Source organism: Stutzerimonas stutzeri, from assembly GCF_002890915.1.
Classification (GTDB): Bacteria; Pseudomonadota; Gammaproteobacteria; order Pseudomonadales; family Pseudomonadaceae; genus Stutzerimonas; species Stutzerimonas stutzeri_AF.
The window spans coordinates 1-13769 of sequence record NZ_POUT01000019.1 but is presented as its reverse complement, the minus strand read 5'-3'; the positions used below and the strand labels follow the sequence as shown (position 1 = coordinate 13769).

Here is a 13769-nt window from a genome sequence, read left to right as displayed (position 1 = left end):
CTCAAGGGCAGACTGGAGGGCAGCAAGGGCAGATGACGCCTTTACAGCGTCAATTTATCGTTACAGCTATTTCGGCTGCTCGCGGGGTTTCTTTACCCGCCATCCGCAAACTTCCTGCGGAAAACACAAGGCCCCGCCGAAGCGGGGCCTGTCATCCGTCAGCGCAGGTAATGATTCAGACGCGGAACTGCCCCACCAAGCGCTGCAGGCGTTCGGCCAGGCCATTGAGTTCGCGCGCGGTCTGCGCGCCCTCGGCGGCATCGCTGGCGACGCCATCCACCGCATCGGCGATGTGATGCACGCTGCGGTTGATCTCCTCGGCCACCGCGGTCTGTTCCTCGGCGGCGGCGGCGATCTGCGCGTTCATCGAATTGATGGTGCCGATCAGCGCGGCGATGGCGTCCAGCGATTCGCCGGCCTGGTTGGCCTGCTCGCGGGTGCTCTCGCCCTTCTCGCCGGCACGGCGCATGGTGCTGACCGTATGGCTGGTGGCGTTCTGCAGGCGATCGATCATGCTCTGGATCTCACCGGTGCTCTGCTGGGTGCGGCTGGCCAGCGCGCGCACCTCGTCGGCGACCACGGCGAAGCCGCGCCCCGCCTCGCCGGCGCGCGCCGCCTCGATCGCCGCGTTGAGCGCCAGCAGGTTGGTCTGCTCGGCGATGGCGCGGATTACGTCGAGCACGCCGACGATGCCCTGCACGTCCTGCTGCAGCCCCTCCAGCGACTCGCCGCTGTCGCGCAGCTCGCCCACCAGCCCGTGGATCTGCTCGATGCTACGGTCCACCACCTGCTTGGCGGCCAGCCCCTGCTGGTCGGTTTCCCGCGCGGCTTCGGCGGCACGCTGGGCACTCATCGCTACCTCGTTGGCGGCGGCGGACATCTCGTTGATCGCGGTGGCGACCTGGTCGGTCTCATGGCGCTGGTCGGCCATGGCCTGCTCGGAACGCTGCGCCTGGCTGGCTACCGCGCCGACCAACCCGGTGAGCTGGGTGGTGGTGCCGGCGACCTGCTGTACCAGCGAATGGATCTTCTCGACGAAACGGTTGAAGGAGGCGGCCAGCTCGCCCAGCTCGTCCCGGCTGGTGACCGGCAGGCGCTGGGTCAGGTCGCCGTCGCCCTCGGCCATGTCGTCTAGATTGTGCTTGATCCGCAGCAACGGACGCAGGATGGCGTTGCTGAACAACACGGCGAGGCCGGCCATGAGCAGCAGCAACAACAGCGCAGCGCCAAGCATGATCATGGTGAGGCCGTCGATGCGCTGCTGGAAGACCACGCGGGCTGCCTGCACGTCGCGCTCGACGTCGTCCAGGTTCAGCGAGGTGCCGAACGCCAGGTTCCACTTCGGCAGGTACTCGGCATAGCCGACCTTGGGCACCAGCGCGTCGCTGCCGGGCACGGCGAAGCTGTAGTCGACGAAATGACTGCCGTTCTGCCCCGCCTTGACCAGCTCGCGGATCGCATAGACGCCCTCGGGGTCGCGGAAGTCGGCGAAGCTTTCGCCGATCCGCTCACGGGTATCGCCCTGGAACACGCGCACCGACCTGTCGTCATAGCCCCAGAAATAACCTTCGCGACCGTAGGCCAAGCGCTCGAGAATCCCCACCGCCTCGTCGCGGGCGTCGCTGTCGTTGGCTGCGGAGCGCTCGTAGATGGGGGCAATCGCGTTGCGTGCCAGTTCGACGTAGTGCGCGAGCTCCGCGCGCCGGTCCTGGATCAGGCTTGCCCGTGTCTGCGCTTCCTGCTGGTCGGCCAGGTCCTGCAACTCGACGACCGCAACGCTGCTGAGCACGATGGCCAACAAGAGAATCGGTCCGAGAGCAAGCAACAGCAGCTTCACGCGCAGGCGTAAGGAGGACAACATGATGGACATAACCCCTGTTAATGCATGGATAAGTAGTGCCATTGTGCCATTGACTACATAATCCTAAAAGGCTAAGCCCACTGACGAAAGTCTGGTGCGAAGCGCGCTCCAGCCGCTCGACACCACGAACTCGACACCACGAAAAAGCCCCGCCGAAGCGGGGCTTTTCGCATGCGGTACGAACGCGGATGGCTTACGACTTGTGGCCCAGCTTGCGCAGCTCTTCGTCACGCAGCTCGCGCCGCAGGATCTTGCCGACGTTGGTGGTCGGCAGGCTGTCGCGAAATTCGACGGTTTTCGGCCGCTTGTAGCCGGTCAGGTTGTCATGCATGTGCTGCATCACCTGTTCCTTGGTCAGGCTCTCGCCCGGCTTGACCACCACGAACAGCTTGATCGCCTCGCCGGACTTCTCGTCGGGGATGCCGATGGCCGCGCACTGCAGCACGCCGGGCAGCGTGGCGAGCACGTCCTCCAGCTCGTTCGGATAAACATTGAAGCCGGAGACCAGGATCATGTCCTTCTTGCGATCGACGATGCGCAGGTAGCCATCCTCCTGGATCACCCCGATGTCGCCGGTCTTCAGCCAGCCATCGGCGCTGAGAATCTCGTCGGTGGCTTCCGGGCGCTGCCAGTAGCCTTTCATCACCTGCGGGCCACGCACACACAGCTCGCCGATAGAGCCGATCGGCAGGTCGTTGCCGTCATCGTCGATGACCTTGCAGTCGGTGGAAGGCAGCGGGATGCCGATGGTGCCGATCTGGATCCTGCCGACCGGGTTCACCGAGACCACCGGGCTGGTTTCGGTCATACCGAACCCTTCACAGATGTCGCACCCGGTAACCGCCTTCCAGCGCTCGGCGGTGGCCAGCTGCAACGCCATGCCACCGGAAACGGTGAGCTTCAGTGCGGAGAAATCCAGCTTGCGGAAGTCCTCGTTGTTGCACAGGGCGACAAACAGGGTGTTGAGGCCGACGAAGCCGGTGAAGCGGTACTTGCCCAGGTCCTTGATGAAGGCCGGCAGGTCGCGCGGATTGCTGATCAGTACGTTGTGCGCGCCGATCAGCATCATCGCCATGCAATGAAAGGTGAAGGCGTAGATGTGGTACAGCGGCAACGGCGCCACCATCACCTCGGAGCCTTCGCTCAGGGTGCTGCCCATCAGCGCACGATTCTGCAGCATGTTGGCGACGATGTTGCGGTGGGTCAGCATGGCGCCCTTGGCCACGCCGGTGGTGCCACCGGTGTATTGCAGCACGGCGACGTCGCTGCCGTTCGGCGTCGCCTCCCGTACCGCCTTGCCACGCCCCAGGGCCATGGCATCGTTGAAGCCGACGGCTTTCGGCAGGCTATAGGCCGGCACCATCTTCTTCACGTGCTTGACCACGGCGTTGACCAGCATGCGCTTGAGCGGCGGCAGCATGTCGCCGACCTCGGTGACCACCACGTGCCGGATGCCGGTCCTGGGCAGCACCTCCTCGGCCAGGTGCGCCATGTTGGCCAGGCAGACCAGCGCCTTGGCGCCGGCATCGTTGAACTGGTGCTCCATCTCCCGCGCGGTGTACAGCGGGTTGGTGTTGACCACGATGAGCCCGGCACGCATGGCGCCGAAGACCACGATCGGGTACTGGATCAGGTTGGGCAGTTGCACGGCGATACGGTCGCCGGGCTGAAGATCGGTGTTGTGCTGCAGGTAGGCCGCGAAATCGCCGGAAAGCTTGTACAGCTCACCGTAGGTCAGGGTCTTGCCGAGATTGCTGAAGGCCGGCTTGTCCGCGAAACGCTCGCAGGATTGTTTCAACACAGCCTGGATGTTCTGGTACTCGTCGGGATCGATCTCGCGTGCGACCCCGACAGGATATTTATCCTTCCAGAAGTTATCGGTCATGAACCCCACTCCTAAACGACAGCTTTTACTGCGCAAATGGCAGCTGTTTTGTTGTGATTTGTTAACTTTTGTACGGCTATCCGGGCAGAAAGCGATCCGAGGTTAGCAGCTTTGCACCGGAGCGAATAGAGTCCGAACAGGCAATAATCGACATAAAGTGACCAAAATAAAACTTGCGGTCACCCCATGCCTTCACCCGGCCGAGGGCCACGCGGCGGCGCCATCAGGCAATGTCGCGCAGCTCTCGACGCAGGATCTTGCCGACCGGGGTCATGGGCAGCGAATCCCTGAACACGTAGTGCCTGGGCAGCTTGTAGCCGGTGAAATTCTCCCGGCAGTAGGCCTGCAGCTCTTCCTGGGTCAGGCTCGGGTCGCGCGCGACGACGAAGAGCTTGACCGCCTCGCCGGACTTCTCGTCCGCCACGCCGATGGCCGCGCAGCTGGCGACCTTCGGGTGCGCCATCACGACATCCTCGATCTCGTTGGGATAGACGTTGAAACCGGAGACGATGATCAGGTCCTTCTTGCGATCGACGATCCGCACGAAGCCGTCCTCGTCGATCACCGCGATGTCGCCGGTCTTCAGCCAGCCATCCTCGTCCAGCACCTCGACAGTGGCCTCGGGACGCTGCCAGTAGCCCTTCATCACCTGCGGCCCCTTGACGCACAGCTCGCCGCGCTCGCCGATCGGCAAGGCGTTGCCGGCGTCGTCGACGATCTTCACCGTGGTGCCCGGCACCGGCAGGCCGACGGTGCCCAGGCGCGAATGCTCGCCATGCGGGTTGGCGCAGACCACCGGCGAGGTTTCGGTCAAGCCATAACCCTCCACCACCGTGCAACCGGTCAGGCTCTTCCAGCGCTCGGCCACCGCCGAGACCAGCGCCGTGCCGCCGGAGTTGGTGCCCTTGAGCCGGGAAAAATCGATTTTCCTGAAGTCCGGGTGCGACATCAACGCGACGAACAGGGTGTTGAGGCCGAGGAAGGCGGAGAACTGCCAGCGCTGCAGCTCCTTGACGAAACCGTCGATGTCACGCGGGTTGGTGATCAGCACGTTGTGGTTGCCGGTGGCCAGCATGCACATGCAGTTCACCGTGAAGGCATAGATGTGATACAGCGGCAGCGGCGCGATCATCACCTCCTGCCCTTCACGGATGATCGGGTGGCCGTGCTCGTCGAGCTGCTGCATGTTGGCGCGGACCTGCAGCATGTTCGCCACCAGGTTGCCGTGGGTCAGCATCGCGCCCTTGGCCACGCCAGTGGTGCCGCCGGTGTACTGCAGCACCGCCACGTTATCGAGCCCCAGCGGGGCGGGCCGGTGGCTGAAACGTGCGCCCTCGCGCAGCAGGTCCCTGAAGGCGGTCGCCTGCGGCAGGCTGTACGACGGGACCATCTTCTTCACGTGCTTGACGGCCGCATTCACCAGCAGCCCCTTGAGCGACGGCAGCATGTCGCCGATGCGGACCTCGATCAGGTGTTCGATCTCGGTATCGGCCAGCACCTGCTGCACGTGATGCCCGAAGGTATTGAGGTAGACCAGCGCGCGGGCGCCCGAATCCTGGAACTGGTGGCGCATCTCCCGGGCGGTGTACAGCGGGTTGGTGTTGACCACGACGAGGCCGGCACGCAGCGCGCCGAACACCGCGATGGGGTACTGCAGCAGATTGGGCATCTGGATCGCGATGCGATCGCCCGGCTGCAGGTCGGTATGATGCTGCAGCCAGGCGGCGAACGCCGCGGAGTAGCGTTCCAGGTCAGCGTAGCTGAGGGTGACCCCCATGTTGCTGAAGGCGGGCCGGTCCGCGTGGGTCTTGCAGGCGCGCTCGAACACCTCGATCACCGAGCGATACGCGCCCAGGTCGATATCGTTGGGCACGCCGGCGGGGCGTTTGTCGTTCCAGAATTCAGGCTGCATTGTTATTGGCCTCTTTTACCTGAGAGTGGCGGGCTGTCACGAACTTATCAGTTCGGCGTTACCGCGCAACAGCGAGGCGGCGTAATCACTGACGTGAATCTTCCACCACGCCTGCCCGCGTCCGCCGTTGGGGCTCGCCGCCCGCATGCGCTCGCAGCGAAACGGCAACAGCCCCTACAATGCAGCCGCAACGCGCAGGCAAAGCGATACGGATGTCCGCGCACCACGCATTCGAACCAGCCGGGCGCACAGCCCAGCGATCCGGCACCAGCCCCGAGGAAACTCCATGAGCACCATCAGCAATACGCCCTACTCCGCACTGGAAGTCGGCCAGAAAGCGAGCTTCGAGAAGACCGTCGGCGAGCGCGACATCCAGCTTTTCGCAGCGATGTCCGGCGACCGCAACCCGGTGCACCTGGATGCCGAGTTCGCCGCCGGCACCCTGTTCAAGGAGCGTATCGCCCACGGCATGTTCAGCGGAGCCCTGATAAGCGCCGCCGTGGCCTGCACCCTGCCGGGCCCGGGCACCATCTACCTGGGACAGACCATGAAGTTCACCCGCCCGGTCAAGATCGGCGACACCCTCACCGTACGCCTGGAAATCCTCGAGAAGCTGCCGAAGAATCGCCTGCGCATCGCCACGCAGGTGTTCAACCAGAACGATGAGCAAGTGGTCGATGGCGAGGCGGAAGTGCTCGCCCCGCGCAAGCAGGAAACCGTGGAACTGAAGGAATTGCCACCGATCAGCATCGGCTGATTCCCTGTGCGCTCGCCATGCCTTCCGGCATGGCGGTCCGAGGAAGGAACAAGGCAAAACAGTTGTACAAAAGGCAAAAAAAAGGCGACCAGAGGTCGCCCAAATGCCTTGCGTGCTCTTTGTATCTGTCGGGATCAACCCTTCTTCTTGTGCGAATCCCGCCAGATGAAATAACCGACACCACCGAAGAAGGCGATCATCAGGCCGACCGTGACCACCCCAGCGAGCACTACACTATCGACAAACATGAGACCTACCTCCGTAACCATTTCAATGTCCGATGGCTGCAAGTTAAACCTGCTCGGCCCTGAAAAAATTGACCGGGGTCAATGGCCGGAAAATGCCGGCTGCAAGGGCATCCAACGACTGATCTGGATCAAGGAAACAGGGCTGTTCGGGGCAGTTTGACGCAGGCGGGCCGGCCTGCTCAGAAGCAGAACGCTTCACGGGAAAAGAAAACAATCGCGAAAAGGAATGAAGCGGCGCCGCAAGGGTGCTCCGCTCACCGCGATAAGGCCTGGATTCAGCGCTTCTTGGACTTGCCCTTGCCTTTCTTCTTCGGCTTGCCCAATGGCAACGCCTGCTCGAAGGCCTGGCGCATCTCGTCGAGGCGCTTGTCGTTCAGGTCGTGGATGCGCTTGCTGCGTTCGGCGTTGAAGTCGATCAGCTTTTCGTCACTGCTCATGGTTTCGGACTCGGGTGGATCAGGCGAAAGGTCAGGTTCAGCCGTGGCGTCAGCACCTGGCGCGTGCGGGCGATCTGGTGCTGCCAATGATGCTGGGTCGCCCCGCCCATGACCAGCAGCGAACCATGGCCGAGTGCGAGGGAATGCTCAATGCGGCTGCTGCCCTTGCGGCGCAGATCGAAACGCCGCACCGCCCCCAGGCTCAGCGAGGCCAGCAACGGTTCGCACCCCAGTTCCGGCTCGTCATCGCTGTGCCAGCCCATGGCATCCTGCCCGTCACGGTACAGATTGAGCAACGCGCCATTGAACCGCCCGTCGACTTCGGCCTGCAGGCGCCGGCGGATTTCCTCCAACAGCGGCGTCCACGGCAGCGGCTCGTGCAGCAGGCCGGAATAGCGATAACGGGCCTCGGCATCGCCATACCAGGCCACCAGCCGCGGCACCGCCAGGGTACGGCCGTAGACCCGCACCTGCGGCTGCTCCCAGGGGGTTTCGGCGATCAGGCGGTGCAGCCAGACGTCGGCCGTTGCGCGATCCAGCCAGTGCGGCAGGTAACGCAGGCAGGCATCGGGCAGGTCGATCGCAACGGGTTGCGCGGTGAGCCTGGAGGGCAACGACGACTCAGACTTCGACATCCACCCAAAGCCCCTGGCGCGGCAGCTCGTCCAGCTCCGCCTGATCGTCCTCGGCCGTCTCGCCCGTGGCCAGCTCCTCGGGCGTATAACCGCGACGCTGCCGCCGCCGCTGCTCGTCGCGCAGCATCTGCTCGGCCTCCTGCGGGTGGCGTCGATCGAGGCTGACGGCACTTTCGCCGGAGCTCGGCTGCACCGGCGTCACGGGGGCGATGTCCGGGCGCGGCTTGACCACGTCCTGCTGGGCAGTGACCTGGATAACGCCTGATGGAATGGGTGGCAGCATGCGCGTTTCCCTCTTGAGCGCTTGATCGGCCGGACACCGTTCAACTTTAGCAGGGCCGCTACACTTCAAGCGGGCCCGTATCGGACGTCGCTCTCGCCACGACGTTCCGTTAACATAGCCGGCTTTTTTCACAGCGGGAGGCAGCATGGCGCAGCAGTATCTACCGGGGCAACGCTGGATCAGCGACAGCGAGGCGGAACTCGGCCTCGGAACCATCCTGACCCAGGATGGGCGAATGCTCACCGTGCTCTATCCCGCCACCGGTGAAACCCGCCAATACGCGACGCGCAGCGCCCCGCTGACCCGCGTACGTTTCGTCCCCGGCGACGAGATCACCCACTTCGAAGGCTGGAAGATGACCGTGCGCGAGGTCGAGGACGTCGACGGCCTGCTGGTCTACCACGGCCTGGCCGCGCAGAACGAAGCCCGCAGCCTGCCGGAAACCCAGCTTTCCAACTTCATCCAGTTCCGCCTGGCCAGCGACCGCCTGTTCGCCGGGCAGATCGATCCGCTCAACTGGTTCAGCCTGCGCTACTACACCCTGCAGCACCAGAGCGCCCAGCTGCAGTCCATGCTGTGGGGCCTGGGCGGGGCGCGGGCGCAACCGATCTCCCATCAATTGCACATCGCCAAGGAAGTCGCCGACCGCATCGCCCCGCGCGTGCTGCTGGCCGACGAAGTGGGCCTGGGCAAGACCATCGAGGCCGGCCTGATCATCCACCGCCAGCTGCTTTCCGGCCGTGCCAGCCGCGTGCTGATCCTGGTCCCGGAGAATCTCCAGCACCAGTGGCTGGTGGAGATGCGCCGCCGTTTCAACCTGCAGGTAGCGCTGTTCGATGATGAACGCTTCATCGAGAGCGACGCCAGCAACCCCTTCGAGGATGCCCAGCTCGCCCTGGTCTCGCTGGACTGGCTGAAGGACGACGAGCGCGCCCAGGACGCCGCCTTCGCCGCCGGCTGGGACCTGCTGGTGGTGGACGAGGCGCATCATCTGGTCTGGCATCCGGAAAACGCCAGCGCCGAATACCGCCTGGTCGAGCAACTGGCCGAGGTCATCCCCGGCGTGCTGCTGCTCACCGCCACGCCCGAGCAGCTCGGCCAGGACAGCCACTTCGCCCGCCTGCGCCTGCTCGATCCCAACCGTTTCCATGACCTGGAAGCCTTCCGTGCCGAGAGCAGCAGCTACCAGCCGGTGGCCCGCGCAGTGCAGGAGCTGCTCGACGACGGCCGCCTGTCGCAGGAAGCGCACCAGATCATCCACGGCTTCCTCGGCGCCGAAGGCGAAGCCCTGCTCGCCGCCGCCACCGACGGCGACACCGCGGCCAGCGGCCGGCTGATCCGCGAGCTGCTCGACCGCCACGGCACCGGGCGCCTGCTGTTTCGCAACACCCGCGCCGCCGTGCAGGGCTTCCCTGAGCGCCAGCTGCATCCCTACCCGCTGCCCTGCCCGGCCGAATACCTCGAGCTGCCGCTGGGCGAGCATGCCGAGCTGTATCCGGAAGTGGCCTTCCAGAGCCAGCAGGACGACGGCGAGGCGGGCAACCGCTGGTGGCAGTTCGACCCACGCGTCGAATGGCTGATCGACACCCTGAAGATGCTGAAGAAGTACAAGGTGCTGGTGATCTGCGCCCACGCCGAGACCGCGCTGGACCTCGAGGACGCCCTGCGCGTGCGCTCCGGCATCCCCGCCACGGTGTTCCACGAAGGCATGAGCATCCTCGAGCGCGACCGCGCCGCCGCCTACTTCGCCGACGAGGAATTCGGCGCCCAGGTGCTGATCTGCTCCGAGATCGGCAGCGAAGGGCGCAACTTCCAGTTCAGCCACCACTTGGTCCTGTTCGACCTGCCGGCCCACCCGGACCTGCTCGAACAGCGCATCGGCCGCCTCGACCGCATCGGCCAGCAGCACCGCATCCAGCTGCACGTACCGTATCTGGAAACCAGCCCGCAGGAACGCCTGTTCCAGTGGTACCACCAGGCGCTGAATGCCTTCCTCGCCACCTGCCCCACCGGCAATGCCTTGCAGCACCAGTTCGGCCCACGCCTGCTGGCGCAGCTGGAAGAAGGCGACGACGACGCCTTCCAACTGCTGATCGACGAAGCCCGCGCCGAGCGCGAGCGCCTGGAGAGCGAGTTGCACAGCGGCCGCGACCGCCTGCTGGAGCTCAATTCCGGCGGTGGCGAGCAGGGCAAGGCGCTGGTCGCCGCCATCGAGGAGCAGGACGACCAGTTCGCCCTGCCGATCTATATGGAACAACTGTTCGACGCCTTCGGCATCGACAGCGAGGACCATTCGGAAAACGCCCTGGTGCTACGCCCCAGCGAAAAGATGCTGGACGCCAGCTTCCCGCTGGGCGACGACGAGGCGGTGACCATCACCTACGACCGCGAGCAGGCCCTGGCCCGCGAAGACATGCAGTTCCTCACCTGGGAACACCCCATGGTGCAGGGCGGCATGGACCTGGTGCTGTCCGGCTCGATGGGCAACACCGCGGTGGCGCTGATCAAGAACAAGGCGCTCAAGCCCGGCACCGTGCTGCTCGAACTGTTGTTCGTCAGCGAGGTGGTGGCCCCGCGCGCGCTGCAGTTGAGCCGCTTCCTGCCGCCGCTGGCGCTGCGTTGCCTGCTGGACGGCAACGGCAACGACCTGGCGGCCAAGGTCGCCTTCGAGACCCTCAACGACCAGCTCGAAAGCGTGCCGCGCGCCAGCGCCAACAAGTTCGTCCAGGCCCAGCGCGACGTGCTGACGGCACAGATTGCCGCCGCCGAAGCCAAGATCGCGCCGCGCCATGCCCAGCGTGTCGCCGAGGCCCAGCGCCGGCTCGAGGCCGACCTGGACGAAGAGCTGACGCGCCTGGTGGCCCTGCAGGCGGTCAACCCGAGCGTGCGCGACAGCGAGATCGACGCCCTGCGCAAACAGCGTGAGGAAGGCCTGGCAGCGCTGGACAAGGCGGCCCTGCGCCTGGAGGCGATCCGCGTACTGGTCGCCGGCTGACACCAAAAAGCCCAAAAGCATCGCCCCGAGGTCGGGCCTCCCACAAAAGCGGCAGGTGCACACCGAACCCAGCGGGCGCGCCCCCGCGGCGATGCAGGCCGAAGGACTGCTAGCTTGAAGCCTGAAGCTCAAAAAGCATTGCCCCGGGAGCGAGCCTCCCACAAAAGCAGCGCCTGCATACCGCCCCTCCTGTGGGAGGCGCGCCCTCGCGGCGATTGCAGGCCGAAGGACTGCCCGAAGCCCGGAGCTTAAAAGCAGCCCCGCTCGGCGCGGGCGATGCGCCAGTAGGCCTCGATACGCACCACCAGCGCCTTCGGCGGCTCGGCATAGAGCCGCCAGCCGCCGGCGAAGGCGGACGCCTGCAGCTCGGCGCGACGCGCCTCGATCAGCGACGCGATCCGTTCGCACGTCGCCGGCTCGCCGAACAATGCCGGCTCGGTTTCGAGCAGCCGGTGCATCATCGCCAGGTCGTGATCGTCGCCCAGGTCGTCGGCCAGGCGCTTGAGCAGCCTGCAGCGGCAGTCGAACATCCCCGGCCAGCACGACGCGAGCAACTGGCTGTGATACCACTGGTCCTTCACGCGCTTGCGCCATTCGTGCAGGCATTCGTCGCTGGGCTCGCGCTGTGCTCGGGCGAGATCCCGGCGCCCCTCGCGATAGCTGCGCCCGAGCCCTGCCTCCAGCAGCGCGAAACCCTTGCCATCGAGCGGCCAGTCATCCACCCGCACGGCCAGTTCGCGCAGTCGTAGCAGCACCTGCTCGATGTCCGTTTCGAGCGAGCCGCCCACGACCGGCTCGGCTCGCTGGGCCAGACGCTGGCGCGCCTGCTGTAGCGGATCGCGGGCGAAGAAGCCGTGGTGCACCTCGGCCAGCGCATCCCAGCTTTCCAGCATGGCAGCGGCTTCGCGCGATTCGGCCAGCGCACGGCCAAGATCGCGCACGCAGCGGTTCTCGCGCACGAAGGTAGCGCCCAGCGGCTCGCGCACCAGCCGCAAGAGCGCACGCAGTTCCTTGAAGCGTTTGCGCGCCTGATGCACACCCTCGGCCCGCTCCGCAGCCGGTAGCGCCAGGGCCCGCATCGCTTCGCTGATGCGGTCCAGCGCCGCCTTGCGCACCTCCTTGGCGGCGTTGCGACGGGGACGAATTCGATAGGCCATGATGACTCCCTGCACGAAGGTCGCTGCGGCCCGGGATTCACAGGCTAAGCCCGCCTTCGACGGGACAATGTGAAGTCTTTGTGACAGCGGATTTCGCCGCTGGCCGTCTCAACCGTAGCGCTTGCGCGCCTCGATGGCCAGGCCGCTACCGATGCTGCCGAAGCGGTTGCCCTCGACATGCCGCGCCCGTGGCAACAGCCTGGCGACACTCTGACGCAGCGCCGGGATGGCGCTCGAGCCGCCGGTGAAGAACACCGTGTCGACCGCGTCGTGGCGCACGCCGGCATCGGCCAGCAGCTGTCCGACGCTGATCCCGATACGCTCGAGCAGCGGCGCGATGGCGCCCTCGAAGGCGCTGCGGCTCAGCTCGACGCGCAGTCCCGGCTCGATGCGCTGGAAGTCGATGGGATAGCACCTCTGCTCGGTCAACTCGATCTTGCCCTGCTCCACCTGCATCGCCAGCCAGTGCCCGGCGCGCTGCTCGATCAGGCGGAACAGCCGGTCGATGCCGGTGGGATCGACGATGTCGTAGCGCATGCTCTGCAGCGCCCGCTGCGAAGCCGGTGCGTAGACCGCGTTGATGGTGTGCCAGGTAGCCAGGTTGAGGTGGGTGCTGGTGGGCATCGGCGCATCGCTCTTCATCCGGCTGCCGTAGCCGAACAGCGGCATCACGCCCTGGAGGCTGAGCTGCTTGTCGAAATCGGTGCCGCCGATGTGCACGCCGGTGGTCGCGAGGATGTCCGCCTGGCGGTCGTCGACGCTACGCCGCTCGGGCGACAGCCGCACCAACGAGAAATCCGAGGTACCGCCGCCGATGTCGACGATCAGCACCCGCTCTTCCCGCTCGATGCGCGACTCGTAGTCGAACGCCGCGGCGATCGGTTCGAACTGGAAAGAGACGTCCCGGAAACCGATCTTGCGTGCCGCGGCAGCCAGAGTATCGGCCGCCTCGCGGTCGGCCTGCGGGTCGTCGTCGACGAAGAACACCGGCCGTCCCAACACCACCTCTTCGAACGGTCGCCCGGCTGCGGCCTCGGCGCGTTGCTTGAGGGTGCCGAGGAACAGCCCGAGGATGTCCTTGAACGGCATGGCGCTGCCGAGCACGGTGGTCTCGCTCTTCAGCAGCTTGGAACCCAGCAGGCTCTTGAGCGAGCGCATCAGCCGGCCTTCGTAGCCCTCCAGATATTCGTCCAGCGCCTGGCGGCCATAGACCGGCCGGCGCTCCTCGGTATTGAAGAACACCACCGAGGGCAACGTCGGCTGTTCGCCTTCCAGCACGATCAGCGGATCGACGCCCGGCCGCCACCAGCCGACCGTGGAATTGGAGGTGCCGAAGTCGATGCCGCAGGCGCGGGCGGGAGAGACGTTTTGCATGGAGGGTACCGGACTGCCGAAAAACGGCCGCGCAGTGTAATGGAGGTCGCGCGCGGATGCAGGCCAGTTGTCGTATTGCCGGTGAGATAAGTGGGTCTTAGCAGGCCGTTGAAAAACTCGGCTTCAACTGCCCCAACCCGTCCGGTTTGGCGCTTTTTCAAGCGCTTTGGCCTAACGGAGTCCAAACAAGGCCTGACTTCAGGCCTTTTTGACAGGTTTCAGCAC

At 65.3% G+C, this 13769-nt stretch carries 11 protein-coding genes; 2 read left to right on the top strand and 9 right to left on the bottom strand.

Features of this window, described 5'->3' with window-relative positions; translation table 11 throughout:
- Positions 1-175: 175 nt before the first annotated feature.
- From CXK94_RS21010 to fadD2, 3 genes are all read right to left on the bottom strand, one after another.
- Positions 176-1861, bottom strand: a complete 1686-nt coding sequence (locus tag CXK94_RS21010) for a methyl-accepting chemotaxis protein (protein WP_102895790.1) — start codon at positions 1859-1861, stop codon at positions 176-178.
- A gap of 193 nt (positions 1862-2054) precedes the next feature.
- Entirely contained in the window at positions 2055-3746 is a 1692-nt protein-coding gene (gene fadD1 / locus CXK94_RS21005; protein WP_102895761.1) for a long-chain-fatty-acid--CoA ligase FadD1, read from the bottom strand.
- Between the two features lie 223 nt (positions 3747-3969).
- Complete coding sequence (gene fadD2 / locus CXK94_RS21000) at positions 3970-5658, bottom strand: long-chain-fatty-acid--CoA ligase FadD2 (RefSeq protein ID WP_102895760.1); 1689 nt, start codon at positions 5656-5658, stop codon at positions 3970-3972.
- Between the two features lie 286 nt (positions 5659-5944).
- Here fadD2 and CXK94_RS20995 point away from each other — a divergent pair, with 286 nt between their 5' ends.
- Positions 5945-6415: a MaoC family dehydratase gene (locus tag CXK94_RS20995; protein ID WP_037040401.1), complete on the top strand. Its 471-nt coding sequence runs from the start codon at positions 5945-5947 to the stop codon at positions 6413-6415.
- Between the two features lie 134 nt (positions 6416-6549).
- Here the strand turns inward: CXK94_RS20995 and ccoM are convergent, their stop codons facing one another.
- The 4 genes from ccoM to CXK94_RS20985 form a co-directional block, all read right to left on the bottom strand.
- A complete protein-coding gene (ccoM, locus tag CXK94_RS22825) occupies positions 6550-6663 on the bottom strand; it encodes a cytochrome c oxidase subunit CcoM (protein ID WP_037040421.1) in 114 nt (37 codons plus the stop codon).
- A gap of 275 nt (positions 6664-6938) precedes the next feature.
- On the bottom strand, positions 6939-7100 hold the full coding sequence (locus CXK94_RS22500) for a hypothetical protein (RefSeq protein WP_164838448.1): 162 nt from the start codon (positions 7098-7100) through the stop codon (positions 6939-6941).
- Positions 7097-7735, bottom strand: coding sequence for an alpha-ketoglutarate-dependent dioxygenase AlkB family protein (locus tag CXK94_RS20990; RefSeq protein WP_102895759.1), 639 nt, complete (start codon positions 7733-7735; stop codon positions 7097-7099). The genes CXK94_RS22500 and CXK94_RS20990 overlap by 4 nt, the downstream gene beginning before the upstream one ends.
- Positions 7722-8018 carry a hypothetical protein gene (locus CXK94_RS20985; RefSeq protein WP_037040395.1) on the bottom strand — a complete coding sequence of 99 codons (297 nt, stop codon included), beginning with the start codon at positions 8016-8018 and terminating at the stop codon, positions 7722-7724. Before CXK94_RS20985 ends, CXK94_RS20990 begins: the two co-directional genes overlap by 14 nt.
- Before the next feature lie 145 nt (positions 8019-8163).
- Here CXK94_RS20985 and rapA point away from each other — a divergent pair, with 145 nt between their 5' ends.
- Complete coding sequence (gene rapA / locus CXK94_RS20980) at positions 8164-11013, top strand: RNA polymerase-associated protein RapA (protein ID WP_102895758.1); 2850 nt, start codon at positions 8164-8166, stop codon at positions 11011-11013.
- 248 nt (positions 11014-11261) lie between these two features.
- Here the strand turns inward: rapA and CXK94_RS20975 are convergent, their stop codons facing one another.
- Both CXK94_RS20975 and CXK94_RS20970 read right to left on the bottom strand, forming a co-directional pair.
- Complete coding sequence (locus tag CXK94_RS20975) at positions 11262-12170, bottom strand: CHAD domain-containing protein (RefSeq protein WP_102895757.1); 909 nt, start codon at positions 12168-12170, stop codon at positions 11262-11264.
- Positions 12171-12278: 108 nt separating this feature from the next.
- A complete protein-coding gene (locus tag CXK94_RS20970) occupies positions 12279-13544 on the bottom strand; it encodes an Hsp70 family protein (protein ID WP_102895756.1) in 1266 nt (421 codons plus the stop codon).
- Positions 13545-13769 lie beyond the last annotated feature (225 nt).

Coding starts and splice junctions, on each gene's coding strand:
- fadD2 (WP_102895760.1), bottom strand. CDS start 5,658: ATGCAGCCTGAATTCTGGAACGACAAACGCCCCGCCGGCGTGCCCAAC.
- fadD1 (WP_102895761.1), bottom strand. CDS start 3,746: ATGACCGATAACTTCTGGAAGGATAAATATCCTGTCGGGGTCGCACGC.
- CXK94_RS20995 (WP_037040401.1), top strand. CDS start 5,945: ATGAGCACCATCAGCAATACGCCCTACTCCGCACTGGAAGTCGGCCAG.
- CXK94_RS20990 (WP_102895759.1), bottom strand. CDS start 7,735: ATGTCGAAGTCTGAGTCGTCGTTGCCCTCCAGGCTCACCGCGCAACCC.
- CXK94_RS20985 (WP_037040395.1), bottom strand. CDS start 8,018: ATGCTGCCACCCATTCCATCAGGCGTTATCCAGGTCACTGCCCAGCAG.
- CXK94_RS20970 (WP_102895756.1), bottom strand. CDS start 13,544: ATGCAAAACGTCTCTCCCGCCCGCGCCTGCGGCATCGACTTCGGCACC.
- CXK94_RS22500 (WP_164838448.1), bottom strand. CDS start 7,100: ATGAGCAGTGACGAAAAGCTGATCGACTTCAACGCCGAACGCAGCAAG.
- rapA (WP_102895758.1), top strand. CDS start 8,164: ATGGCGCAGCAGTATCTACCGGGGCAACGCTGGATCAGCGACAGCGAG.
- CXK94_RS20975 (WP_102895757.1), bottom strand. CDS start 12,170: ATGGCCTATCGAATTCGTCCCCGTCGCAACGCCGCCAAGGAGGTGCGC.
- ccoM (WP_037040421.1), bottom strand. CDS start 6,663: ATGTTTGTCGATAGTGTAGTGCTCGCTGGGGTGGTCACGGTCGGCCTG.
- CXK94_RS21010 (WP_102895790.1), bottom strand. CDS start 1,861: ATGTTGTCCTCCTTACGCCTGCGCGTGAAGCTGCTGTTGCTTGCTCTC.